This is a genomic window from Arthrobacter sp. (genome assembly GCF_031179985.1).
In the GTDB taxonomy this organism is placed as follows: domain Bacteria; phylum Actinomycetota; class Actinomycetes; order Actinomycetales; family Micrococcaceae; genus Arthrobacter.
This window is the reverse complement of the sequence record NZ_JAPSHJ010000058.1, coordinates 1-21,990: the sequence shown is the minus strand read 5'-3', so window position 1 is coordinate 21,990 and position 21,990 is coordinate 1. Positions and strand designations below refer to the sequence as shown.

The 21,990-nt window shown below is 63.5% G+C and carries 16 protein-coding genes and 1 pseudogene; 15 read left to right on the top strand and 2 right to left on the bottom strand.

Going from position 1 to position 21,990, the window contains the following annotated elements; translation table 11 throughout:
- The 3 genes from RIN13_RS18110 to RIN13_RS18100 form a co-directional block, all read left to right on the top strand.
- A partial coding sequence (locus RIN13_RS18110; protein WP_375164793.1) for a hypothetical protein occupies nucleotides 1-228 on the top strand: 228 nt, incomplete at its 5' end.
- Nucleotides 229-278: 50 nt separating this feature from the next.
- Nucleotides 279-1,961, top strand: a complete 1,683-nt coding sequence (locus tag RIN13_RS18105; RefSeq protein WP_309108711.1) for a DUF885 domain-containing protein — start codon at nucleotides 279-281, stop codon at nucleotides 1,959-1,961.
- 254 nt (nucleotides 1,962-2,215) lie between these two features.
- Nucleotides 2,216-3,652: a dicarboxylate/amino acid:cation symporter gene (locus tag RIN13_RS18100; protein ID WP_309108710.1), complete on the top strand. Its 1,437-nt coding sequence runs from the start codon at nucleotides 2,216-2,218 to the stop codon at nucleotides 3,650-3,652.
- Nucleotides 3,653-3,789: 137 nt separating this feature from the next.
- Here RIN13_RS18100 and RIN13_RS18095 read toward each other — a convergent pair whose 3' ends face one another.
- The gene (locus RIN13_RS18095; protein ID WP_309108709.1) at nucleotides 3,790-4,353 is read right to left on the bottom strand and encodes a Clp protease N-terminal domain-containing protein; all 564 of its coding nucleotides are present in this window, start codon (nucleotides 4,351-4,353) and stop codon (nucleotides 3,790-3,792) included.
- A gap of 170 nt (nucleotides 4,354-4,523) precedes the next feature.
- Between RIN13_RS18095 and RIN13_RS18090 the strand changes: the two genes are divergently transcribed.
- The 8 genes from RIN13_RS18090 (at nucleotide 4,524) to RIN13_RS18055 (ending at nucleotide 14,345) form a co-directional block, all read left to right on the top strand.
- Entirely contained in the window at nucleotides 4,524-5,186 is a 663-nt protein-coding gene (locus tag RIN13_RS18090) for a TetR/AcrR family transcriptional regulator (protein WP_309108708.1), read from the top strand.
- Nucleotides 5,187-5,252: 66 nt separating this feature from the next.
- Entirely contained in the window at nucleotides 5,253-7,802 is a 2,550-nt protein-coding gene (locus RIN13_RS18085) for an MMPL family transporter (RefSeq protein ID WP_309108707.1), read from the top strand.
- 10 nt (nucleotides 7,803-7,812) lie between these two features.
- Complete coding sequence (locus tag RIN13_RS18080) at nucleotides 7,813-8,466, top strand: Maf family protein (protein WP_309108706.1); 654 nt, start codon at nucleotides 7,813-7,815, stop codon at nucleotides 8,464-8,466.
- 111 nt (nucleotides 8,467-8,577) lie between these two features.
- The gene (locus RIN13_RS18075) at nucleotides 8,578-10,239 is read left to right on the top strand and encodes a response regulator transcription factor (RefSeq protein ID WP_309108705.1); all 1,662 of its coding nucleotides are present in this window, start codon (nucleotides 8,578-8,580) and stop codon (nucleotides 10,237-10,239) included.
- 76 nt (nucleotides 10,240-10,315) lie between these two features.
- Nucleotides 10,316-10,525, top strand: coding sequence for a hypothetical protein (locus RIN13_RS18070; RefSeq protein WP_309108704.1), 210 nt, complete (start codon nucleotides 10,316-10,318; stop codon nucleotides 10,523-10,525).
- Complete coding sequence (locus RIN13_RS18065) at nucleotides 10,522-11,646, top strand: NAD(P)-binding domain-containing protein (protein WP_309108703.1); 1,125 nt, start codon at nucleotides 10,522-10,524, stop codon at nucleotides 11,644-11,646. The genes RIN13_RS18070 and RIN13_RS18065 overlap by 4 nt, the downstream gene beginning before the upstream one ends.
- A gap of 131 nt (nucleotides 11,647-11,777) precedes the next feature.
- Nucleotides 11,778-13,580, top strand: coding sequence for a biotin carboxylase N-terminal domain-containing protein (locus RIN13_RS18060; protein ID WP_309108702.1), 1,803 nt, complete (start codon nucleotides 11,778-11,780; stop codon nucleotides 13,578-13,580).
- A 33-nt stretch (nucleotides 13,581-13,613) separates the two neighbouring features.
- A complete protein-coding gene (locus RIN13_RS18055; protein WP_309108701.1) occupies nucleotides 13,614-14,345 on the top strand; it encodes a glutamine amidotransferase in 732 nt (243 codons plus the stop codon).
- 176 nt (nucleotides 14,346-14,521) lie between these two features.
- Here RIN13_RS18055 and RIN13_RS18050 read toward each other — a convergent pair whose 3' ends face one another.
- The gene (locus tag RIN13_RS18050) at nucleotides 14,522-15,934 is read right to left on the bottom strand and encodes an MFS transporter (protein WP_309108700.1); all 1,413 of its coding nucleotides are present in this window, start codon (nucleotides 15,932-15,934) and stop codon (nucleotides 14,522-14,524) included.
- A gap of 289 nt (nucleotides 15,935-16,223) precedes the next feature.
- Between RIN13_RS18050 and RIN13_RS18045 the strand changes: the two genes are divergently transcribed.
- The 4 genes and pseudogenes from RIN13_RS18045 to RIN13_RS18030 all read left to right on the top strand — a co-directional run.
- The gene (locus RIN13_RS18045; protein ID WP_309108699.1) at nucleotides 16,224-17,699 is read left to right on the top strand and encodes an MFS transporter; all 1,476 of its coding nucleotides are present in this window, start codon (nucleotides 16,224-16,226) and stop codon (nucleotides 17,697-17,699) included.
- Nucleotide 17,700: 1 nt separating this feature from the next.
- The gene (locus tag RIN13_RS18040) at nucleotides 17,701-19,902 is read left to right on the top strand and encodes a molybdopterin oxidoreductase family protein (protein ID WP_309108698.1); all 2,202 of its coding nucleotides are present in this window, start codon (nucleotides 17,701-17,703) and stop codon (nucleotides 19,900-19,902) included.
- On the top strand, nucleotides 19,899-21,515 hold the full coding sequence (locus RIN13_RS18035) for an FAD-dependent oxidoreductase (protein WP_309108697.1): 1,617 nt from the start codon (nucleotides 19,899-19,901) through the stop codon (nucleotides 21,513-21,515). The genes RIN13_RS18040 and RIN13_RS18035 overlap by 4 nt, the downstream gene beginning before the upstream one ends.
- 236 nt (nucleotides 21,516-21,751) lie before the next feature.
- Nucleotides 21,752-21,990, top strand: a pseudogene (locus RIN13_RS18030) (hypothetical protein); the annotation flags it as partial.

Here is a 21,990-nt window from a genome sequence, read left to right as displayed (position 1 = left end):
GCTGGCGCCCACACCAGGGCCAGGGGCCTGGAAACGCAGCCGCGGCTGACTCGTCCCCACCGCCTCCCTAACCTCGCTGCGCTCGGCCAGGGGACCCTCGGCGGCGGAGGCCCCTGCTGCGGAAACCTCGCTGCGCTCGGCCAGGGGACCCTCGGCGGCGGAGGCCCCTGCTGCGGAAACCCCGCTGCGCCCGGCCAGGGGACCCTCGGCGGCGGAGGCCCCTGCTAATAGTTCAGTAAGTCTTTCATAACTGGGTTTGCGACGTTAGTGTCGTGAGGGTGACTAACGAAACCACTCCCATTCGGCCGCAGACCGCCATCGACAAGATCGCCGACGCGCACACTGACACCCTCATCAGGCTCGATCCCAGCTTCGCCATCACCCTCGGCGTTCCCGGACACGAGACCGAGTACCAGGACTTTTCCCCGGCCGGAATCGAGCAATTTATCGATGCCGCCCGTGCCACGCTCGCTGCCCTTGAGCAGCAGGTTCCAGTGGACGACATCGACGCTGTGACGCTGGACGCCATGAAGGAACGGCTCGGACTCGAACTGGAAATCCACGACTCCGGCTGGGATGTTGCCACCCTCAACAACATCGCGTCTCCGGCCCAGGACATCCGTGCCGTCTTTGACCTGATGCCCACCGAGACCGCGGAACACTGGGACCACATCGCGGGCCGGGCCCATAATGTTCCGACGGCGATCGAAGGGTACGCGGCCTCGCTTCTTGCTGCCCGGGAGGCGGGGAAAGTCTCCGCCGTGCGCCAAGTGCAGATTGTGATTGAGCAGACCAGCAAGTACGCAGCCGAGGACGGCTTCTTCGCGAAGCTTGCTGCAGGGGCCAAAACGGCGGAGGGGCCTCTCCCACAGGAGCTTCAGGACAAGCTCGACGCCGGTGCTGCCGCGGCCCGGCGTGCCTACGCACGGTTCGCCGAATTCCTCCGGCAGGAACTCCTCCCTGTGGCCCCAGCCAAAGATGCAGTCGGACGGGAGCGTTACGCCCTGGCTTCCCGCTCGTTCCTGGGGGCGGCGGTGGACCTCGAGGAGACCTATGCCTGGGGCGTGCAGGAACTCCAGCGGCTGATCTCTGAGCAGGAACGGGTTGCGGAACAGATCAAGCCAGGTGCCTCCATCGAAGAAGCCAAGAAGATCCTCAACAACGATCCCTCGCGGCAGCTCAAGGGAACAGATGCCCTCAAGGCCTGGATGCAGGAATTGTCTGACAACGCTGTGGCGGAACTCGCGGATGTGCATTTCGAGATTCCGGACGTTATGAAAACGCTGGAATGCCTCATTGCGCCCACCGACGAGGGCGGCATTTACTACACCGGCCCGTCGGACGACTTCAGCCGTCCGGGCCGGATGTGGTGGTCAGTCCCGGCAGGCGAAGACACGTTCACAACATGGTCCGAGACCACCACCGTCTACCACGAAGGGGTTCCCGGACACCACCTCCAGGTTGCTACTGCCGTATACCAGCGTGAACTGCTGAACAGCTGGCGCCGCAACGTCTGCTGGACCTCCGGCCATGGCGAGGGCTGGGCCCTTTACGCCGAGAAACTCATGCAGGAACTTGGCTATCTGAAAGACCCGGGCGATCACATGGGCATGCTGGACATGCAGCGGATGCGGGCAGCCCGGGTTGTGTTCGACATTGGTGTCCACCTGGAACTCGAGGTCCCGGAGCGCTGGGGATCCGGAACCTGGACGCCCGACAAGGGACTGGAATTCCTCAAGGCCAACCTCCCCATCAGCGAGGGGCAACTGAAGTTCGAGTTTACCCGGTATCTCGGGTGGCCGGGCCAAGCCCCGTCGTACAAGGTGGGCCAGCGGCTCTGGGAGCAGATCAGGGCCGAGCTCGAAACCCGGCCCGACTTTGACCTCAAGGCCTTCCACACCAAGGCACTGAACATCGGCTCCGTAGGCCTCGACACCCTCAAGCGCGCACTGCTGGCCTAACCCCCTGTCCAATGCAGCCCGGCTGATCGTCGAGATGACACTTCGCGGCAGTGTTGTAACAAAACACTGCCGCGAAGTGTCATCTCGGTGCTAGGCGAAGAGACAATCACCACATGCTGGGTGGGAATAACTTCACAAATGCGCTCAATTACCCCGGATTTGCAGGGTTTTCAAGGAGGGAAGCGCTCGAGGTCGGCGTAACATTTCTCAACGTTCGTTCGCGGTGGTATATGCACTGCCTTTAGCGTATTCGGGTGAGCACTCAAACAAGCACCCCCTCCCCTGCAGGAAAGTCCGGGTTCCAGCTGCCCAAGTGGGCCGGCTCCTTCGGTTTTCAGATCATCGCTGCCCTCATCGTGGGCCTCAGCCTCGGCCTCCTGGCCAAGTACACCGGCAGCACGAAAGAGACTCCCAACGGCCTCGGCGCAACATTGCAGACCATTGGCTCGAGCTACGTCTCGCTGCTGCAAACCGCCGTCGTACCGCTGATCTTCACGGCTGTGGTCAGTTCCATCTCGAACCTGCGTGAAGTGTCCAATGCCGCAAAACTGGCGTGGAACACCCTTCTGTGGTTCGCGATCACCTCGCTTATCGCGGTGCTGATCGGCATCGGCCTGGGCGTGTTCCTTCAGCCTGGCGCCAGCACAGGCCTTGCCCAGCAGGATGAGTACAGCGGCAAGTCAGGCGACTGGTGGGCGTTCCTGATCGGCCTGTTCCCGAAGAACTTCCTGGGCCTCGGTGCCACCTCCACCGTGGCCGAGTCCGGCGCCGTCACCACGTCCGTCAGCTTCAACGTTCTCCAGATCCTGGTGATCGCCATTGCGATCGGCATCGCGGCTCTCAAAGTGGGCAAGCAGGCCGAGCCGTTCCTGAAGCTCAATGCCTCTGCCCTTGCCGTGATCCAGAAGGTCCTGTGGTGGATCATCAGGATCGCACCGCTTGGTACCGTCGGCCTGATCGGAAACGCTGTTGCCGTCTATGGCTGGGACACCATCGGATCGCTCGGCAAGTTCACCATTGCCATTTACATTGGTCTGGCCCTGGTGCTGTTCGGTGTCTACCCCACTCTGATCCGCTCTCATGGTCTTTCGGTCAAGCAGTACTTCTCCGGGGTGTGGCCCGCCGTCCAGCTGGCATTTGTTTCCCGCTCCTCCATTGGCACGCTTCCCCTCACCCAGCGCGTGGCTGAGCGAAACCTCGGTGTCCCCCGCGCCTATGCATCCTTTGCGGTGCCCCTGGGCGCCACCACGAAAATGGATGGTTGCGCGGCGATTTACCCGGCAATCGCGGCGATCTTCGTGGCCCAGTTCTTCGGCATCCAGCTGGACTTCAGCCAGTACCTGCTCATCGCCCTGGTCTCAGTACTCGGCTCCGCGGCAACAGCAGGCACCACCGGCGCCGTTGTCATGCTCACCCTGACGCTGTCCACCCTGGGACTTCCCCTCGCCGGCGTCGGACTCCTCCTGGCCATCGATCCCATCCTGGACATGGGACGCACCGCAGTGAACGTGGCCGGACAGGCCCTGGTGCCCACGATCGTTTCCAAGCGTCAAGGCATCCTGGACGAAACCCTGTACAACGCAACGCGAAACGGCGAGGCATTCGCCGACGACACCCCGACGGCGGAAGACCAGTCAGCCGCAGGCGACACTTCTTCCCGTGAACGGGAGCTTGAAACCTCGAAGGCGTAGCTTTTCCTCTGGGTTCTCCCCTGGCTCCTCCCTACGGAGGAAGCTTCCAGGAAAGCCGTCAACCACAGTGCCGCAGCACAATTCCCCGGGAACTCCCCGGGGAATTGTGCTTTAAGGGCCCTTAGGAAAAGTCCCTCTTACCGACCGCCGCCGATCACTCCCTTCTCCACCGCCTTGGCTGCACCATCAGCCTCGGCCTGGGTCAGAGTGCCATCGGTGACTGCCTTATCCAGGCGGGTCTTGAGTGCAGCCGCACGTTCAGCCTGCGCCTCGGTGCGGAGCTCCTCCAGAGCGGCGGTCACTTTCGCTTCGTCAATCCCGAGGGATTGTGCCAACGATGCTGCGAGGGCGGCGTCCACTGCTGAACGGTCCGGCTTGGTGCCTGCAGCCTTATCGCCGGTCGCGGCATCAGGCTTATTGGCATCGCGGAAGGTCTGCAGGGCTTCCGTAACCTTCGCCTCATCAACGCCGAGCTTCGTAGCCAGCCCGGCCGCCTGTACTCCCATGCCTCCACCCCTCTTGCCGTGACCGCCCGGGCCTCCGCGCTGACCGTCGGTTGGAGCGTCCGCAGAAGCGCTCGCTGAGGGAGTGGGGCTCGGCGTCGTCGTGGCGGCGTACGCCGCTCCCGAGACTCCCAAACCTGCAACCAGCGCGACGCCGGCGGCGCTGAGGCCAAGGGTCAGTTTCTTCTTCTGTGACATTGCTTTCTCCTGGATCTGCCGCCCGAAGGCGGCTCCGATGTGAGGCCAGCCGTTGATTGCCGGCCTTTAACCACTCTCGGCAGGCCATGTGTCAGAGAGCTGTCCCGAGACTGTCAGGAAGCTGTGAAGCAAAGTTGCCCGGAGTGCAAACTTGCACATAGTGTAGGGCTGTGAGTTCAAACCCGCCGGCAATTGTTGCCGAATCTCCCCCTCCCCCGCTTTCCCGGCGAGAGCTGAACAAGACAGCAACCCGTCAGGCCATCACGCGCGCCGCCATGGAGCTCATCCGCACCAGGGGTGTGGGTAACTTCACGGTGGAGGATATCGCTGACGCGGCAGGTGTATCGCGCCGCACATTCTTCAACTACTACGCCAGCACCGAAGCGGCCATCGGGAACATAACGCATGAGTTCCTGGAGGTTGCGCTCCAGCAGTTCCGGTTGCGCCCCCGTGACGAACCCGTGATCGTATCGGCCAAAGAAGCCATGATGGCACTCGCCGATCCAATGGCCGTTGCACCCGTTGCCGAACTGTTCACCCTGATGCAGCAGAATCACCAGCTCGCCCGCCCGGAACTCGAAGCGTGGGACCACTGCACCGGACAGATCATCGAGGCCGCCCGTGAGCGCATGCGCGGCGGGACTGACGGCCAAATCGATGAACTTTATCTTCGCGCCCTCTCAGGCTCGGTAATTTCATGCGGAAGGGCGGCCATGGATGTCTGGTTCAGCCGTTGTGGACCCGACCTTTCGGAAGCCTCCATGGCCACACTTCGTCAATTGATGATTGATTCCCTTGACCTCCTGGCCTCAGGCTTCGCTACGTCGTCCTAGCTTCAATCTCCCCTTCAGACATGACGTCCTCCCAGGCATCTCCTCTCCCCAAAGATCGGCACTGACATGGCCCTGCTCCTGTACCGCCTAGGCAAGTTCTCCTACCGCCACCGCTGGCTGGTCATCTCACTGTGGCTGGCGGTGCTGCTCGCCGTCGGGGGCTCCGCCGCAGCTTTCCACGGCACCATGTCCAACAACTTCCAGATCCCGGGAACTGAAACCCAGCGGATGCTGGACAAGCTGAAAAAGGACTTGCCGGAATCCGCCGGAGGCACTGCGGGTGTCGTGTTTGAGGCCGAGGGCGGGCAGTTCAACCAAGCGGGCAAGGACGCTGTAACGGCGGCGTTGACCAAGCTCAGGACCCTGCCGGATGTCCAGGGGACTGTTGACCCCTTCGCCACCCAGGCCCAGCTCGACAAGGCTGAGTCGGACCTGGCGTCCGGAGAGCAAAAAGCCGCCGAGGGGAAAGCCCTGCTGGAGAAATCAGCAGCGCAACTTGAGGCCGGAGCTGCCCAGCTGGCCCAGGCGGAACAGCAACTGACAGCTGCAGGTTTGCCAGCGACAGCCATTGAAGCCCAACTGGGCCAGCAAAAAGCGGAGATTGCCGCCGGTCAGCAGCAGCTTGAGGTCGGCAGGAAAGAAGCGGAAGCAGGCGGCGCCCGGCTGGAGCTCGGCAAACGGCAGCTGGCCAGCTCTGAAGGCATGCGTTTTGTCTCCGAGGACGGTAAAGCTGCCATTGCCCAGGTTCAGTTCAAGACCTCCATCAACGCGCTCAACCCCGAGGTCCGCAAGGAAGTCCAGGAGATCGCGCAGGAGGTGTCCTCTGCCGGTGTCACTGCTTTCGCGAGCAAAGAGATTACCGAAGACGTCTCTGACCTGTTCGGCGTATCCGAAATCCTCGGTATCGCCGTCGCTGCCCTTGTCCTGATCGTGATGCTGGGAACGCTGATCGCGGCGGGCCTGCCTTTGCTCATGGCGCTGGTGGGGGTGGCAGTAGGTGTAGGGGGAACGTTCGCACTCACCCGCGTGGTTGATATGAGTTCCATTTCGCCAATGCTTGCCCTCATGCTTGGCCTGGCCGTAGGCATCGATTACTCACTCTTCATCGTCAACCGCCATCGCAGCCAATTGTTGGCGGGAATGGACGCTGAAGAATCCGCGGCGTTGGCGACAGGAACCTCGGGCAATGCCGTGCTGTTTGCAGGCCTGACGGTCATCATCGCGCTTGCTGCTCTCGTTGTTCCCGGGCTCCCGTTCCTTGCCGTCATGGGTCTCTCCGCTGCAGCAACAGTGTCGGTCGCCGTCGTAGTTGCATTGACCCTGACACCGGCCGTCCTGTCCCTCATCGGCCGCAGGCTGATTTCCCGTCGCAGGTGGGCCAAAGCTGAACAGCACAACGCCGCACCGGGCCACGAAGAAGAGGACCACGCAAAGGAAGAGCACAAGAGCAGCCACGGCTGGGGCGGTCTCGTGACCCGGCACCCCATCCTGGCAATGCTCGCCGGTGTTGCGCTGCTTGGTGTGCTTGCCCTGCCAGCCGGCCAACTCCGGCTGGCCTTGCCCGACGGCGGTTCGGAGCCGGTAGAGTCCCAGGCATACAAGGCGTATGACGTCACCGCCCGCAGCTTTGGAGAAGGCATGACGGGGCCGATCGTGGTGGTGGGCGAGTTCCCGGCCGGGCTGACCGACGCCGAAGCTCAGTCCAGGCAGTTCGACGTCGCTGACATCCTGCGAGGCCTGGACAACGTTACCGCCGCTGTCCCGGTTGCCCTCAGCGAGGACCGCCGCACTGCCGTCTTCCAGGTGATTCCGAAGGAGGGACCGGCCAGCGCGAGCACCGTCCAGGTGGTCTCCGAGCTCCGCGGCAGAAATGCCGGGATCAAGGACTCCACCGGGGTAAGCATCGGCCTCACCGGACAGACCGCCGGCAACATCGATGTCTCAACGAAGCTGGGCAACGCGCTGCCCCCGTACCTGGCGATCGTCGTCGGGCTTTCCCTGATCCTGCTGCTCCTCGTGTTCCGCTCCATCGTGGTACCGCTGCTGGCCACCGGGGGCTTCCTGTTGTCCCTGTGGGCAGCGTTCGGCGCCGTCGTCGCTGTGTACCAGTGGGGCTGGCTGGGAACGATCTTTGATGTTCCGAACCCTGGGGCGGTGCTGAGCTTCCTGCCCATCATCCTCATCGGTGTGCTGTTCGGCCTGGCCATGGATTACCAGGTCTTCATCACCTCAGGGATGCGGGAGTCCTATATGCACGGGGAAAGCGCGAAGCATGCAGTCCGCACCGGTTTCAGCCACGCCGCCGCCGTCGTCACAGCTGCCGCCATCATTATGGTCAGCGTCTTCTCCGGCTTCGTTTTCTCACATCTCACAATGGTGCGGCCTCTTGGCTTTGCCATGGCCTTCGGTGTCCTCGTTGACGCCTTCGTGGTGCGCATGACCATCGTCCCGGCAGTGATGTACCTTCTGGGCGACAAAGCCTGGTGGCTGCCGAAGTGGCTGGACCGGATCCTGCCTGATGTCGACGTTGAAGGGGCCAAACTTCGGCAGCAAGAACCAGCCGGCGTTGCCGCGCAGGCCGAAAAGGCCGGGCAGGCACGTGTTGAAGTGAATTAGGCTGGAGCCCGTGACCCGCTTGATTCTGGCCTCCCAGTCCCCCGCCCGCACCAAACTGCTCACCGAGGCAGGCATCCGGCATGAGGTTCTTGTCTCGGACGTCGATGAGGACGCAGTCCAGGCCCGTTACGGGGTGACGGAGCCGCACGACACGGCACTGCTCCTGGCGCGGGCAAAAGCGGAAGCAGTGGCTTCGCTTCCTGAATCCGAAGGTGCGCTGGTGATTGGCTGCGACTCCGTCTTCGAATTCGAGGGCGAGTCGCACGGCAAGCCCTACACGCCCGACATTGCCCGGCGGAGGATGCTGCGGATGAGCGGCAACAAGGGCGTACTGCACACGGGCCATTGGCTGGTGGACTGCCGGGACACCGAGGCCGACGACGCTCCGGAGTTCTCCCTTGGTTCCGGCGCCACAGTCGGCGCGGTCTCGTCGGCCGAAGTGCATTTTATGGAAATGTCAGGCGAAGAAATCGACGCCTATATCGCCACCGGAGAGCCCTTGCACTGTGCCGGCTCTTTCACTATCGACGGGCTGGGCGGGGCGTTCATCCGCAAGATCGACGGCGACCCCCATGCGGTCGTCGGGCTTTCCATTTCCACCCTTCGGGTCCTGTTGGGGCAAGCCAAAGTGGGCATCACCGAACTTTGGCCGGCCAGCCCTTAGACCTGACCCGCTGGTCTTGTTGCCTGCCCATTTTGGCGGCGGTACCCTAGCGAAGTAGGGCAGGTGGTCGGAGCTACAAGGGTTCCGATGCTCCGGCCGGAAGAAGTCACAGTGACAGTTTCCACCGCTTTGGACCGCGGCCGGTCAGCCTTCGCGGAACGTCGATGGCTGGATGCCTCCAGCGAGTTTGCCCAAGCTGTCCAGGAAGGCGGATTGCCTGCCGAGGATCTGGAGCGTTCGGCCACCGCTGCCTTGCTGCTGGGCCGTTTCGACGACGGCATCAACGCCCTGGCGAAGGCGCACGAGGAATACCTGCTGGTGGGGGAAGCTGCTGCCGCAGCGCGGTGCGCAGCCTGGCTGGCCATGCAGTTCAGGTATGCCGGGAAACAGGCAGCGGCTGGTGGATGGTTTGCCCGGGCCCGTCGGTTAGTGGAGGAACACGCGGAGCCCTGCGCCGTCGAGGGATTCCTCCTGGTCCAACAGGCTCTGGGACAAATGTACGGCCGGGATTTCGAAGGTGCCCGGCAGGTGTTTGCCCGGGCTGAACACATCGCGGAGCGCTTCCAGGATCGCGACGTTCTGGCGCTCTCCAGGCTAGGGCAGGGCCAGGCCCTGATCAGGCTTGAGCGGGTCGACGAAGGAATGGCGCTGCTGGATGAGGTCCTGGCCTCAGTGATGTCAGGAGGGGTCGGCCCCTTCCCCTCCGGGATCGTTTACTGCGCCCTTATAGAGAGCTGCCACCTCGCCTTCGACCTTGGCCGCGCCCAGGAGTGGACCATTGCCCTTGACCGGTGGTGTGCCTCGCAGACGGACCTGGTGCCTTTCCAGGGTCAATGCCGGATGCACCGTGCCGAGATTTATTGTCTGCACGGCGCCTGGTCCGACGCCCTCGCCACGGCGCGCACCGCTCAGGAACTGTCCCGCCGCGGGGACCGGAACGCGATGTACGGCGGCTTCTACCAACAGGCTGAGATTCAGCGGTTAAGGGGCAAATTCGCCGAAGCGGAGGAGTCATACCGCCAAGCGCATCAAGCCGGTTATGACCCCCAGCCAGGGCTCGCCTTGCTCCGCCTCGCCCAGGGGAAACCCGCAGCGGCCCAATCCCTCATCCGCCGGGCAGCCGAGGAGGCGGGGACCTTCTCACGCCGGATGCTCCTGCCGGCCATGGTGGAAACCGAGGTGGCCGCGGGAGACCTCCCAGCAGCCCAGGCTGCAGCGGCGGAGCTTGAATCACTGGCCGAAGCCACCAGGATGCCTTGGGCCATGGCGCTCGCCGGGTATTCGGCAGGAATTCTGTTGTTGGCCACCGGCGACCCCCACGGCGCCGCGAAGGCCCTCCGCGGAGCCTGGAACAATTGGTCCAAGCTGGAGGCACCGTATGAGGCAGCGCGCTGCCAGGTCAAGCTGGGGATGGCCCTGCAGGAGCTGGGCGACGACGAATCAGCCCAGCTGGAGTTCGCGGCTGCACGCACAATTTTCAATGATCTGGGCGCGATTCCTGCATTGAGCTCCCTCGACCGGCTCGAAACCCCGGTGTCTCCAACTCCCGTGGCGTCCGCCGGACCCTTAAGCCCTCGTGAAGCCGAAGTGCTGCGCCTGGTTGCCGCCGGAATGAGCAACCGGAGTATCGCCTCCGCACTGTTTCTGAGTGAGAAGACGGTGGCCCGGCACGTCAGCAACATCCTGCTCAAGCTGGATGTGCCGTCCCGCAGCGCCGCGACGGCGTACGCCTTCAACCATGGGCTGGCGGGACGCCTCCCCGGCACTAGGTAAAAATACCCATCGCCTTCCGGCCCATCACATACTTTGCTCGATGTGCCGCCATGTACCTGAAACGTAGCGTGAAGGCATGGAACTACCCCTTATTGCAGGCGCCGTCTCGACGGTGCTGTTCGCGTCCAGCCTGATTCCCATGCTCGCGAAGACGGCACGCACGAAGGACCTGGCTTCCTATGCCTTGAGCTACATCGCCTTGTCCAACCGTGCCCATGCCATCCATACCGTTTACATCCTCAGCGACTCAGCTAAAGCACCCATTGCCTCGGAGGCATTGCCATGAATAACAATCATTTTTCCGGCCAGCCCGAAACCAAGGACACCGTCATTATCGGCGGTGGCCAGGCAGGACTCACGCTCGGATACCTCCTGTCCCGCCAACAAAGGGATTTCGTCATCCTCGATGCAAGCGAAAGGGTTGGCGATGGCTGGCGGAAACGCTGGGACTCCCTTCGTCTCTTCACCCCCGCAAAGTTTGATGGGCTTGTAGGGATGCGTTTCCCCGGAGACCGTTTGGCCTTTCCCACCAAAGACGAGCAGGCTGACTTTCTGGAGTCCTATGCCCAGCGGTTCAACCTCCCGGTGCTCAGCAATACCCGCGTGGACAACGTGGAGCGCTCAGGAGAGAGCTACCTCGTCACAGCCGGGGAACGACAGTGGTCTGCCAGCAACGTGGTGGTAGCCACCGGGCCGGAGGAACTCCCAAAGCTCCCCTCCTTCGCCCAGGACCTTTCACCCACCATCCGGCAAATCCACTCCACCGAGTACCGCAGCCCCGGCCAACTCCAGGACGGCCCGGTACTCGTGGTGGGCGCCGGCAACTCAGGGGCCGAGATAGCCTTCGAGGTGGTCCGGAGCCACCCGACGCTGCTGTCCGGAAGCCCTTCAGCAGAACTTCCCTTTAAGCATGGCCGGACTGCAGCAAGGTTCGCCCTTCCCCTGGTCCGCTTCGCCGGCTTGCACATCCTGAACCTGGATACACCCTTTGGCCGCAAGGCGGCGCCCAGCTTCCTGACGCATGCCGCTCCCCTGATCCGCACCCGGATCCGGGACCTGGCCGCAGCCGGCGTCGAGATCGTTCCACGGATCACGGGAATCCAGGACGGTGTCCCGTTAACCGCTGAAGGCAACCCGCTGGAAGTCTCCAATGTCATCTGGTGCACCGGCTACCGGCATGATTACAGCTGGTTGGACGTGCCCGGCGCCCTTGACGCCGCCGGGGTCCCGGTTCAGCGCCGGGGTGTAGCGGAGACCTCCCCTGGCCTCTACTTCCTGGGACTGGAATTCCTGTACTGCGCTGCCTCTTCGAGCCTGCCCGGCGTGGGCCGGGACGCGAAGTACCTTGCGGAGCATCTTGCCGCCCGCCGGGCAGCCACTGCCGGACAGCGCCAGGACGTGGGTTAGCAACAAACCCGCCAATTTGTAGCAACCCTACAAGTTCTGCGGCTGATACCTGCGGACGAACGCGTGATTCCTGCGGGAAACCTCAAATTCACGCTAGGCTCCACTGAGAAAAGAATGGAGCCTTCCCCACCATGTCCCACAGCGCATCCCGTAGTCTTCCCGCCTCAATGACCAAGGTCCTCATCGCCAACCGCGGCGAAATCGCAGTGCGCATCATTCGCGCAGCGCGGGATGAAGGGATCACCTCGGTGGCCGTTTACGCGGACCCGGACCGGGATGCGCTGCATGTCAGGCTCGCGGACGAGGCCTATGCCCTGGGCGGGAACACCGCGGCTGAATCGTACCTCGTGATGGACAAGCTGATTGAAGTAGCGCTGCGCTCCGGTGCCGACGCCATTCACCCCGGGTACGGCTTTCTGGCCGAAAACGCGCAGTTCGCGGCGAAGGTGATCGAAGCGGGAATCACGTGGATCGGGCCCTCTCCCGAAGCAATCTCCGCCCTTGGCGACAAGGTCCAGGCCCGTCACATTGCCGAAAAAGTGGGCGCGCCGCAGGTACCGGGAACCGCTGATCCGGTGGAGTCTGCAGAGGAGATCCTCGAATTCGTGGACAAGTTCGGACTTCCGGTAGCAATCAAAGCAGCCTTTGGCGGCGGCGGACGCGGCATCAAGGTGGCCCGCAACCGCGAAGAGATCCCGGAATTGTTTGAGTCCGCTGTCCGTGAGGCTACTGCCGCCTTTGGCCGTGGAGAATGCTTCATTGAGCGTTTCCTCGACGCCCCCCGCCACGTGGAAACCCAATGCCTGGCGGATGCCTACGGCAATGTGGTGGTGGTATCCACCCGGGATTGCTCGCTCCAGCGCCGCAACCAGAAGCTCGTGGAAGAAGCCCCTGCGCCGTTCCTCACGGAAGAGCAGAACAACAGGCTCTACGAATCATCCAAGGCCATCCTCAAGGAAGCCGGCTATCTCGGGGCCGGAACCTGCGAATTCCTGGTGGGCCAGGACGGCACCATCTCCTTCCTCGAAGTAAATACCCGCCTCCAGGTGGAGCACTGTGTTTCGGAGGAAGTCACCGGTATTGACCTCGTCCGCGAACAGTTCCGGTTGGCCCGCGGCGAGAAGCTCGGCTATGACGACCCGGAGGTCCGCGGGCACTCCATCGAGTTCCGTATTACCGGAGAAGATCCGGGGCGGAACTTCATGCCGGCACCGGGCACCATCACTACCCTGAAGAATCCCACTGGTCCCGGTATCCGCATCGACTCAGGTGTGGAGCAAGGCGATATCATCAGCGGAAACTTCGACTCCATGCTTTCCAAACTCATCGTCACAGGGGCCAGCCGGAAGCAGGCCCTTCAGCGGTCCCGGCGTGCGCTTGAGGAGATGGTGGTTGAGGGCATTCCCACGGTGATCCCCTTCGACCTCGCGGTGGTTTCGGACCCGGCTTTCGCTCCTGCAGAGGGCCCTTTCAGCGTTCACACCAGGTGGATCGAGACAGGGTTCGTCAATAACATTCCGGCTTGGGGCGGGGCCGGGGCGTTCACCGATGATGAGGGAGCCAGTGAGCGCCAGCGCGTTGTTGTCGAGGTGGGCGGCAAGCGCCTGGAAGTGGTGCTTCCAGCATCCCTGGGCAGCGTCACCAGTGGCTCGGGAAGCACAAAACCTGCAAAGGCCAAGAAACGTTCCCGCGCCGGTGGCGCTGCTGCAGCAGCGAGCGGCAACGCGCTCAGCTCCCCCATGCAGGGCACTATCGTCAAGGTTGCCGTCACCGAAGGTGACGTCGTCGTCGAAGGTGATCTCGTCGTCGTGCTCGAAGCGATGAAGATGGAACAGCCGCTCACCGCCCACCGTTCCGGCACTGTCACGGGACTTGCGGCAATCCAGGGCGAGACAGTTTCAGCGGGTGCGATAATCGCCACGATCGAAGACTAGTCTGCCGACCTCCGCGGCGTGCACACTTAGCCTGTGAAGCCATTTTTGCTGTTGGCCTCCCGGGCCGAGGACGCTGCCGCCGAGGATGAGTACCAGGCGTACCTGCGGTATGGAAGGCTGGATCCGGAACAGCTGAAGCGCGTCCGGATGGAAGCCGGACCTCTGCCTGCCCTGGACCTCTCTGACTATTCGGGCATCATCGTCGGCGGAAGCCCGTTTACGTCCAGCGATCCTCCGGACCACAAAAGCCAGGTCCAGCACCGTGTGGAAGCTGAACTGGCACGCCTGTTGGACCGCGTGGTGGAGGAGGACTTCCCCTTCCTCGGCGCGTGCTACGGCGTGGGTACGCTCGGGCTGCATGAGGGTGCGGTAATCGACAGGACCTATGGTGAGGGGTTGGGTGGAGCGACCATCACGCTGACGCCGGAGGGCCTGGTTGATCCTTTGCTCCAAGGACTTCCGGAATCCTTCACCGCGTTCACCGGGCACAAGGAGGCCTGCACTGTCCTTCCCCCGCATGCTGTGCTGCTGGCCACCTCCCCTGCCTGCCCGGTGCAGATGTTCCGCATCAAGGAGAATCTGTACGCCACGCAGTTCCATCCGGAGCTCGACGTCGGCGGCCTGGTCACTCGCATCGACATCTACCGCCATGCCGGCTACTTCCCGCCGGAATCTGCCGAGGAACTGATGGAGAACGCCCGCCGGTTCACGGTGACCGAGCCAATGACAATCCTCCGGAATTTCGTGAAGCTGTACGCCCGGTAAAGCTGCCCGGCTCGGTCGTTGCTGCCGCCAGCCGCCCGAGGCCGCCCGCCCGCCGCCCGAGGCCGCCCGCCCTGCCGCCGTCGCCGTTCCCGCCCGGTTACTTCTGCCCGAACGCAGGAATGCCCGGCGTGTTAAGCAAACACGCCGGGCATTCCTTTAGTAACTGGGCAGGAGCGTCAGGCTACGTTGTTCTCGTAGTCCAGGTCCCTGGTTTCCTTGCTAAGGTACAGCGCCACCAGGGTCAGGACAGCCATGGCGGTCAGGTAGATTCCCACGAGCACAGGGCTGCCGTCAGCCTGTTCCCAGAGCGCGACGGCGATGAACGGGGCCACAGCCGCACCAAGAATGCTGGAGACGTTGTAGCTTACGGCGGAGCCGGTGTACCTGACGTTGGTCGGGAACAGTTCCGGCAGCAGCGCACCCATCGGTCCGAACGTGAGCCCCATCAGGGAGAAGCCGATGACCAGCAGTGCCATGGTGCCCACAAAGCCGCCGCTGAACAGCGGGACAAACAGCAGGCCGAAGACAAAGATTCCACCGGTCACGGCCAGCAGCATCTTTCGGCGGCCGTACTTCTCGGCCAGCGGGCCGGAGACCAGGGTGAAGATACCGAAGAACACGACGCCGGCAATCAGCATCCAGAGGAAGTCGTTGCGGGTGTATCCCAGTCCGGGAACGAATGCCGCCGCAGCTGCCTCTGTCATGGGTTTGCCGGCCTTCTCCGCGGCTGCCTTGGCGGAGTCCAGGGTGGCCGGGCGCGTGCCGTAAGTCAGCGTGAATGTGGTCATCAGGTAGAAGAGCACGTACGTAGCAAGCATGATGAACGTGCCCAGGATGAGCGGGCGCCAGCTCGTCTTGAAGACGCGGGCAAGCGGCAGCTTGGCCACTTCGTTTGATTCGAGCACCTTGGTGAAAGCCGGCGTTTCGATGAGCTTCAGGCGGACGTAAAGGCCGATGATCACCATAACGGCGCTCAGCAGGAACGGGACGCGCCAGCCCCAGGCTTCGAAGTCGGCCGGGGAGAGTACGTAGCTGGCCACGAGGAAGATCACGTTGGCGATGATGAAGCCGATGGGTGCGCCGAGCTGCGGGAAGGTCCCGTAGATCGCCCGCTTGTTGGCGGGAGCGTTCTCCGTGGCCAAGAGAGCTGCACCGCTCCATTCGCCGCCGAGCGCGAGGCCTTGGGCGAAGCGCATCACCACCAGGAGGGCGGGAGCCCAGAAGCCCCAGCCCGGGACCAGGGCGGTGGGAAGGCAACCTATCAGGAACGTGGCAATTCCCATGGTCAGCAGCGAGGCCACCAGGGTCCCCTTGCGGCCGAACTTGTCCCCGAAGTGGCCAAAGACGATGGACCCCAGCGGACGGGCGATAAACGCGACGCCAAACACTGCGAAGGAGCTCAGCAGCTGGGTGGTTTCATTTTGGCCCGGGAAGAACAGCCTCGGGAAGACCAGCACAGCCGCCGTGGCGTAGACGTAGAAGTCGTAGAACTCCACGGTGGTGCCGATCAGGCTGGCAACGATCACGCGCCCGCGCGAGTTCGCCGGGCGCGGGGACCCGGCTTCGATTGATGTGGATGGGGAAGACATGCAGCTGCTTTCGTGAGTGTTGTCCGGCGCGTGCAAGACCGCCCGGCCGGGGAATACGTATTCCTAGATATTATTTCCCAATATCCGGACTTCAGACGAAAGGTCCCTGACGCGGAACTGTGCCTTTTATCTCAGGCGCCAGCAGCAGTTCCCCCGCCCCGGACAGAATTCTAACGCCGTCACAAAGACCTCGATAGGCAAATGTCACAGCACGTTAACAAACGGCGACGCTTGACGAAACGAGCAATCCCTAACGTGGGAGTACAACATCCCCCTTAGGAGGTACACCGTGACTGTTGACCGAACCGCCGAATCCGGCGCCGGCACTCCGCCTGAAACTGACGCCGAGCCGTGGCACGGATCTGTTGCCACGTCCGCTGACGCCCAGCCCGGTTCCACCCGCACTGCAGACGCGGCAGCCCTTGAATTCCGTTCCGGCCGTTGGATCGCCGGCTGGGATGCGGAGAACAAGGAGCAGTGGGAGTCCAAAGGCCGTTCCATCGCCAAGCGGAACCTGAACTGGTCCATCTTCGCTGAGTTCCTCGGCTTTGTCGTCTGGCAGCTCTGGTCCATCGTAGTGGTCCAGCTCCCCGCGGCGGGCTTTACCTTCACGACGTCGGAGATCTTCTGGCTGATCTCCATGCCAAGCCTCGTTGGCGCTACGCTCCGCATCCCGTACACCTTTATGGTCCCGCGCTTCGGTGGCCGCAACTGGACCATCGTTTCAGCCCTCCTCCTGCTGATTCCCTCCATTGGCCTCGCGGTGTGCGTCTCCAACCCGGAGACCCCTTTCGGTGTGATGCTCCTCGTCGCCGCGCTGGCCGGTTTCGGTGGCGGAAACTTCGCGAGCTCCATGGCAAACATCACCTTCTTCTACCCCGCACGTGAAAAGGGCTGGGCCCTGGGACTGAACGCAGCCGGCGGAAACCTCGGTGCCGCCGTCGCACAGCTGGCCGTTCCCATCGCCATTACGCTCCTCGCCGCCGGCACGGTGAACTTGCCTGTCGCAGGCCTGATGTGGGTTCCGTTCATCCTGCTCGCCGCGTTTGGCGCCTGGAAGTACATGGACAACCTCACCAGCGCCAAGGGTGACGTCGCAGGATCTGTGGCCGCGCTCAAGGAACCGCACCTGTGGATCATGGCGTTCCTCTACATCGGAACGTTCGGCTCCTTTATCGGCTTCGCCGGTGTTTTCCCCAAGCTCATCAAGGACTACTTCCCGGATTTCTCCTCCATTGCAGTCGGAACTGTCGCTCTGTCGCTCGCTTTCCTGGGTCCGCTTGTTGGTTCTCTGGCCCGTCCCTTCGGCGGACGCATGGCGGACCGCATGGGCGGCGCCCGGATGACGGTGACCACCTTCGCCGCTATGGCAGCCATCACCCTCGTGATGATCTGGACGCTTCCGCTGAAGAACTTCTGGCTGTTCCTGGCGCTGTTCCTGATGCTGTTCACGGCCAGCGGCTTCGGTAACGGTGCCACGTACCGCATGATCCCGATCATTTTCGCCACCTCCAGCCGGGCCGCCAAGGCCGGTGCGAGCAGCGTCCACACCGCCAAGCTCGCCTCCGCTTCGCTTGGCCTGGTCTCCGCAATCGGCGCCTACGGTGGCTTTGTTATCCCGCAGGTCCTGAACGCCTCCAACAGCGCCAGCGGCTCCTACACCCCGGCGTTCTACGGATTCGTCGGAGCGTACGTTGTAATGCTCCTGGTCTGCTGGGCCTTCTACATCCGCCCCGCCAAACAGAACGCGATGGGACACGTCTAACATGACCAAAAGCGCCGATACGCACTGCCCTTACTGCGCCCTGCAGTGCGCCATGACGCTGAAGTCCCCAGCGGCTCTGACCCCGGCTGAACAGCCGGGGTCAGACCCCGTGACGGCTCTACCCGTTCTTGAAGCGCCGTCCCTTGAAGTGAGTGGTCGGGATTTCCCCACCAACCGCGGCGGCTTGTGCCGCAAGGGCTGGACCTCCGCTTCGCTGCTGACCCACCCGGGCCGCGTCACGGAACCTCTGCTCAAAGGTTCCGACGGCGTCCATCGCCCCATCGGTTGGGACGAAGCCCTGAAACTCATCACCTCCGCTGTAAAGGAAACCCAGGCCCGCTATGGTGCGGACGCCGTCGGAGTTTTCGGCGGAGGAGGGCTGACCAACGAAAAGGCCTACATGCTGGGCAAGTTCGCCCGGCTGGCCCTGCGCACCTCGCGGATCGATTACAACGGCCGGTTCTGCATGTCCTCCGCCGCTGCCGCCGGGATGCGCGCGTTCGGCGTTGACCGTGGGCTCCCGTTCCCGCTGGAAGACCTGGACGGCGCAAGCACCATCCTGATGCTCGGCTCCAACGTTGCCGAGACCATGCCTCCCTTCGTGCAGCACCTTCAGGGCGCGCGCGACGCCGGCGGTTTCATTGTGGTGGACCCGCGCCGGTCCGCCACGGCTGCCTTTACCAGCGACGGCGGCGGGCTCCACCTGCAGCCCCTGCCGGGCACCGACCTCACCTTGCTGCTGGGCCTGTCCCACGCGGTGATCCACGAGGGCCTGGTGGACAACGACTACATCCGGACACGCACCAGCGGCTACGATGCCCTGGTCCGCAGCGTCAACGCCTTCTGGCCGGAACGCGTTCAGTCCCTCACCGGCGTCCCCGCCGAACTCATCCGCGAGACCGCACGGCGGCTGGCCGACGGCGCACGGAAGGGCGGCTCCTACATCCTCACCGGGCGAGGTGTGGAACAACACGTGGACGGAACGGACACTGCCACGGCCGCCATCAACCTGAGCCTGCTCCTGGGCCTGCCCGGGTCCACCCGCAGCGGCTACGGCACGCTCACTGGTCAAGGCAATGGCCAGGGCGGCCGCGAACACGGCCAGAAGGCCGATCAGCTGCCCGGCTACCGAAAGATCACCGACCCCGCCGCCCGAGCGCATGTTGCCGGAGTCTGGGGCGTCCCTGAATTCCTCATCCCGGGTCCCGGCCTGCCCGCTGTCCAGCTCCTGAAATCGCTTGGAAAGCCCGACGGCGTCCGGTGCCTTATTGTTCACGCCTCCAATATCGCCGTGGCATCCCCCGATGCGGGCGCCGTCATCGAAGGAATCCGCAGCCTCGACTTCATGGTGGTGTGCGACTTCTTTATGTCCGAGACGGCCGCTGAAGCCGACCTCGTACTGCCCGTGCTGCAGTGGGCCGAGGAAGAAGGCACGCTGACCAACCTTGAAGGACGCGTCCTGCGCCGGCGTCGTGCCCTGCAGCCGCCCGAGGGGGCCCGCAGCGAGCTCTGGATCATGGCGCGACTTGCTGAGGCATTGGACGCTCCCTCCACGTACAGCGAAGACCCGGAGACTGTCTTCGAGGAGCTGCGCCTTGCCTCGGCAGGCGGACTGGCCGACTACTCAGGCATCGACTACGCCATGCTGGACCGTGGCGAGGCCGCCTACTGGCCATACCCGGCGGGCAGCACCGGAACACCCCGGTTGTTCCTGGAAGCATTCGCCCATGCAGACGGCAAGGCGGTCATGACACCGGTGACGCCCCGCCGTCGTCGTACCCCGGCGGTAAATCCTGACCCGGACGCCAAGACCATGACCCTTATCACCGGGCGGCTGCTGGAGCATTACCAGTCCGGCGCCCAGACCCGGCGGGTCTCCGAGCTCATGGCCTCCCAGCCGGAGGCGAAAATGCAGATCCACCCGGCCGCTGCATCCGCCATGGGCATCACCGACGGCGCGTTTGTCTCGGTCGCCAACGAGCGCGGCGAAGTGGTCTGCAGGGCCGAGCTGAGCACCGCAATCCGGCCCGAAACGGTCTTTCTTCCTTTCCACTTTCCGGAGCTCGAGAGCGCCAACCGCCTGACGGAAGCCGCCACCGACCCCATTTCGGGGATGCCGGAGTTCAAGTTCAACAAGGTATGGGTCCAACTGGCCAAAAACGTACTTCAGACCAGTGTTCTTCAGACGACGGAGGCCTCATGAGCGAGCGCATTGTTGTAGTTGGTTTCGGCCCGGTCGCTGCCCGGCTGATCGATGAATTGTTGCCAGCCGTCCGCAGCGGTCTCGCGCACGTTACCGTTGTGGGCGAAGAGGACGACGCCGCGTATAACCGTGTGATGGTGGCGGACCTTGGCGTCGGGCGCACCACCGCCAGTGCTTTGGCTCTTGCTGATGCTGCCGCCCTTATTGCCGAGGGCGTCGATGTCCGATTGGGGACGCGGGTGCGTCGAGTGGACCGCGCAAGGCAGCAGGTGGTCCTTACCGACGGCACCTCCCCGGGCTACGATCGGCTGGTATTCGCCACCGGTTCCCGGCCTGTCATTCCAAACCTCACCGGGCTTAACCCTGATCCGTCCGCCCCTGTCCTGCCAACAGGCGTTACTGCCCTCCGCGATCTTCGGGACGCCAAAGTGCTCCTGGAAGCCGTTTCCGGAGGCAAACGTGTTGTGGTGCTCGGCGGCGGTGTCCTGGGCCTTGAGACAGCCCTGGCCGCTGCAGAGGAAGGCGCCACCGTGACGGTGGTCCACAACGGGACCCATCCCCTGGGCCGCAACATTGATCGGGGCGGCGGGGCTGTCCTCGCAGCGGGCCTGCGTTCCTGCGGCGTGCGGGTGGCAGCGAATGCCAGGTCGACGGGCATCGAACACAACGGACCCGACGGTGCTTTCTCCGCACTGTTGCTGGACGACGGCTCTGCCATTGACGGTGACCTGCTGGTGCTCTCATGCGGCGTCAGGCCCAGGACTGAACTGGCCAAAGGCTGCGGGCTGTCGACCGGTGTGGGCATCCTTGTGGACCACAAGCTGCGTGCCCACCACGAACAACACATCTTCGCGATCGGTGACTGTGCCGAGGTGCGTTGCCCCGATTCCTCATGCGTCGAGTGCCGACATGCCGGCGGGCCCTCCGGCCTGATCGGACCAGGCTGGCGGCAGGCTGAATGGCTCGCCGAGTACCTGACACTGCTGGCCGAAGATTCGGCGGAAGGCATCCTGCCCGACGGCGTTTCCGCCGACCTGAGGGACACAGGTTCGCACCTCCTGGCGAATGCATTGCCTGAACTGCCTGCCGAGAAGCCGGGCGTCGTTATCCTTAAGGCACGCGGACTGAATATGGCCGTGGCCGGGGATAACTCAGCGGAGCCCTGGGATGAAGAAGTACTCACGTCCGGTGCCGTCACTGGACGTCCCCGGCGGCAAATTGCCCAGTGGGCAGATCCCGAACATGGCCGGTACGTGAAGATGACCACCCGTGGAGGCGTTCTCGAGGGCCTCGTTTCGGTGGGGATGCCACGGACGGCTGCCGAACTGGTGCAGCTGTTCGAGCGCGGCGACGAACTCCCGGCCGACCGGTCCCTCCTGTTGCGCCTTGATGGCCCCGATCAGCTGGCTGCCGCAGCGAACAACGACCCCGCGCGTACCGTCTGCCGCTGCGCAGGTGTCAGCGGAACCAAGATCCAGGACGCTGTGGAACATGGCTGCTCCACGGTGGCAGAGGTGTCTGGCGCTACGCGTGCCGGCACAGGTTGCGGTGGCTGCCATTCGGATATCAAGGAGATCATCGAAAAACACTTCCAGGCGGCAGCAGCCGCCTGAAGTAAAAGCCTGAAACCGGACGGGCCAATACGCTGATGGCCTGACTCGTACGCTGATGGCGTGACTCGTACGCTGATGGCGTGACTCGGCCGCCCACTGCTCATCGATCTCGGGGCAACACAACGTGCCTTGGAAGCGAAAACCAGATGGCGGCCCTGGTTGGGATACTGGGTCGGGTGCAGGTCTCATCTGTTCATGGGTCCTTAAATGTCAGACCCTGCTGGGATGCTCTTTGTATGGAAGGCACGGGGGCTTGGACGAGGACCGGGGAGGCTTTGGAAGCCCCCGGCGGGTTCGAGGCTGCCGAGGCTCTGGCTGCTGTCGCTGCGTCCGTTGCCATTCTTGGGCGCATCATCGGGCCGGATTTCCGTGGCGGAACCGATGGCCCTGTTGATTGCGGCCAGGGCTCCGATCCGCTGCGGCGCCAGCTCGATGCTTGTTTGGATGCTTTGGCCGAGGTTGCCCGGTTCGAGGC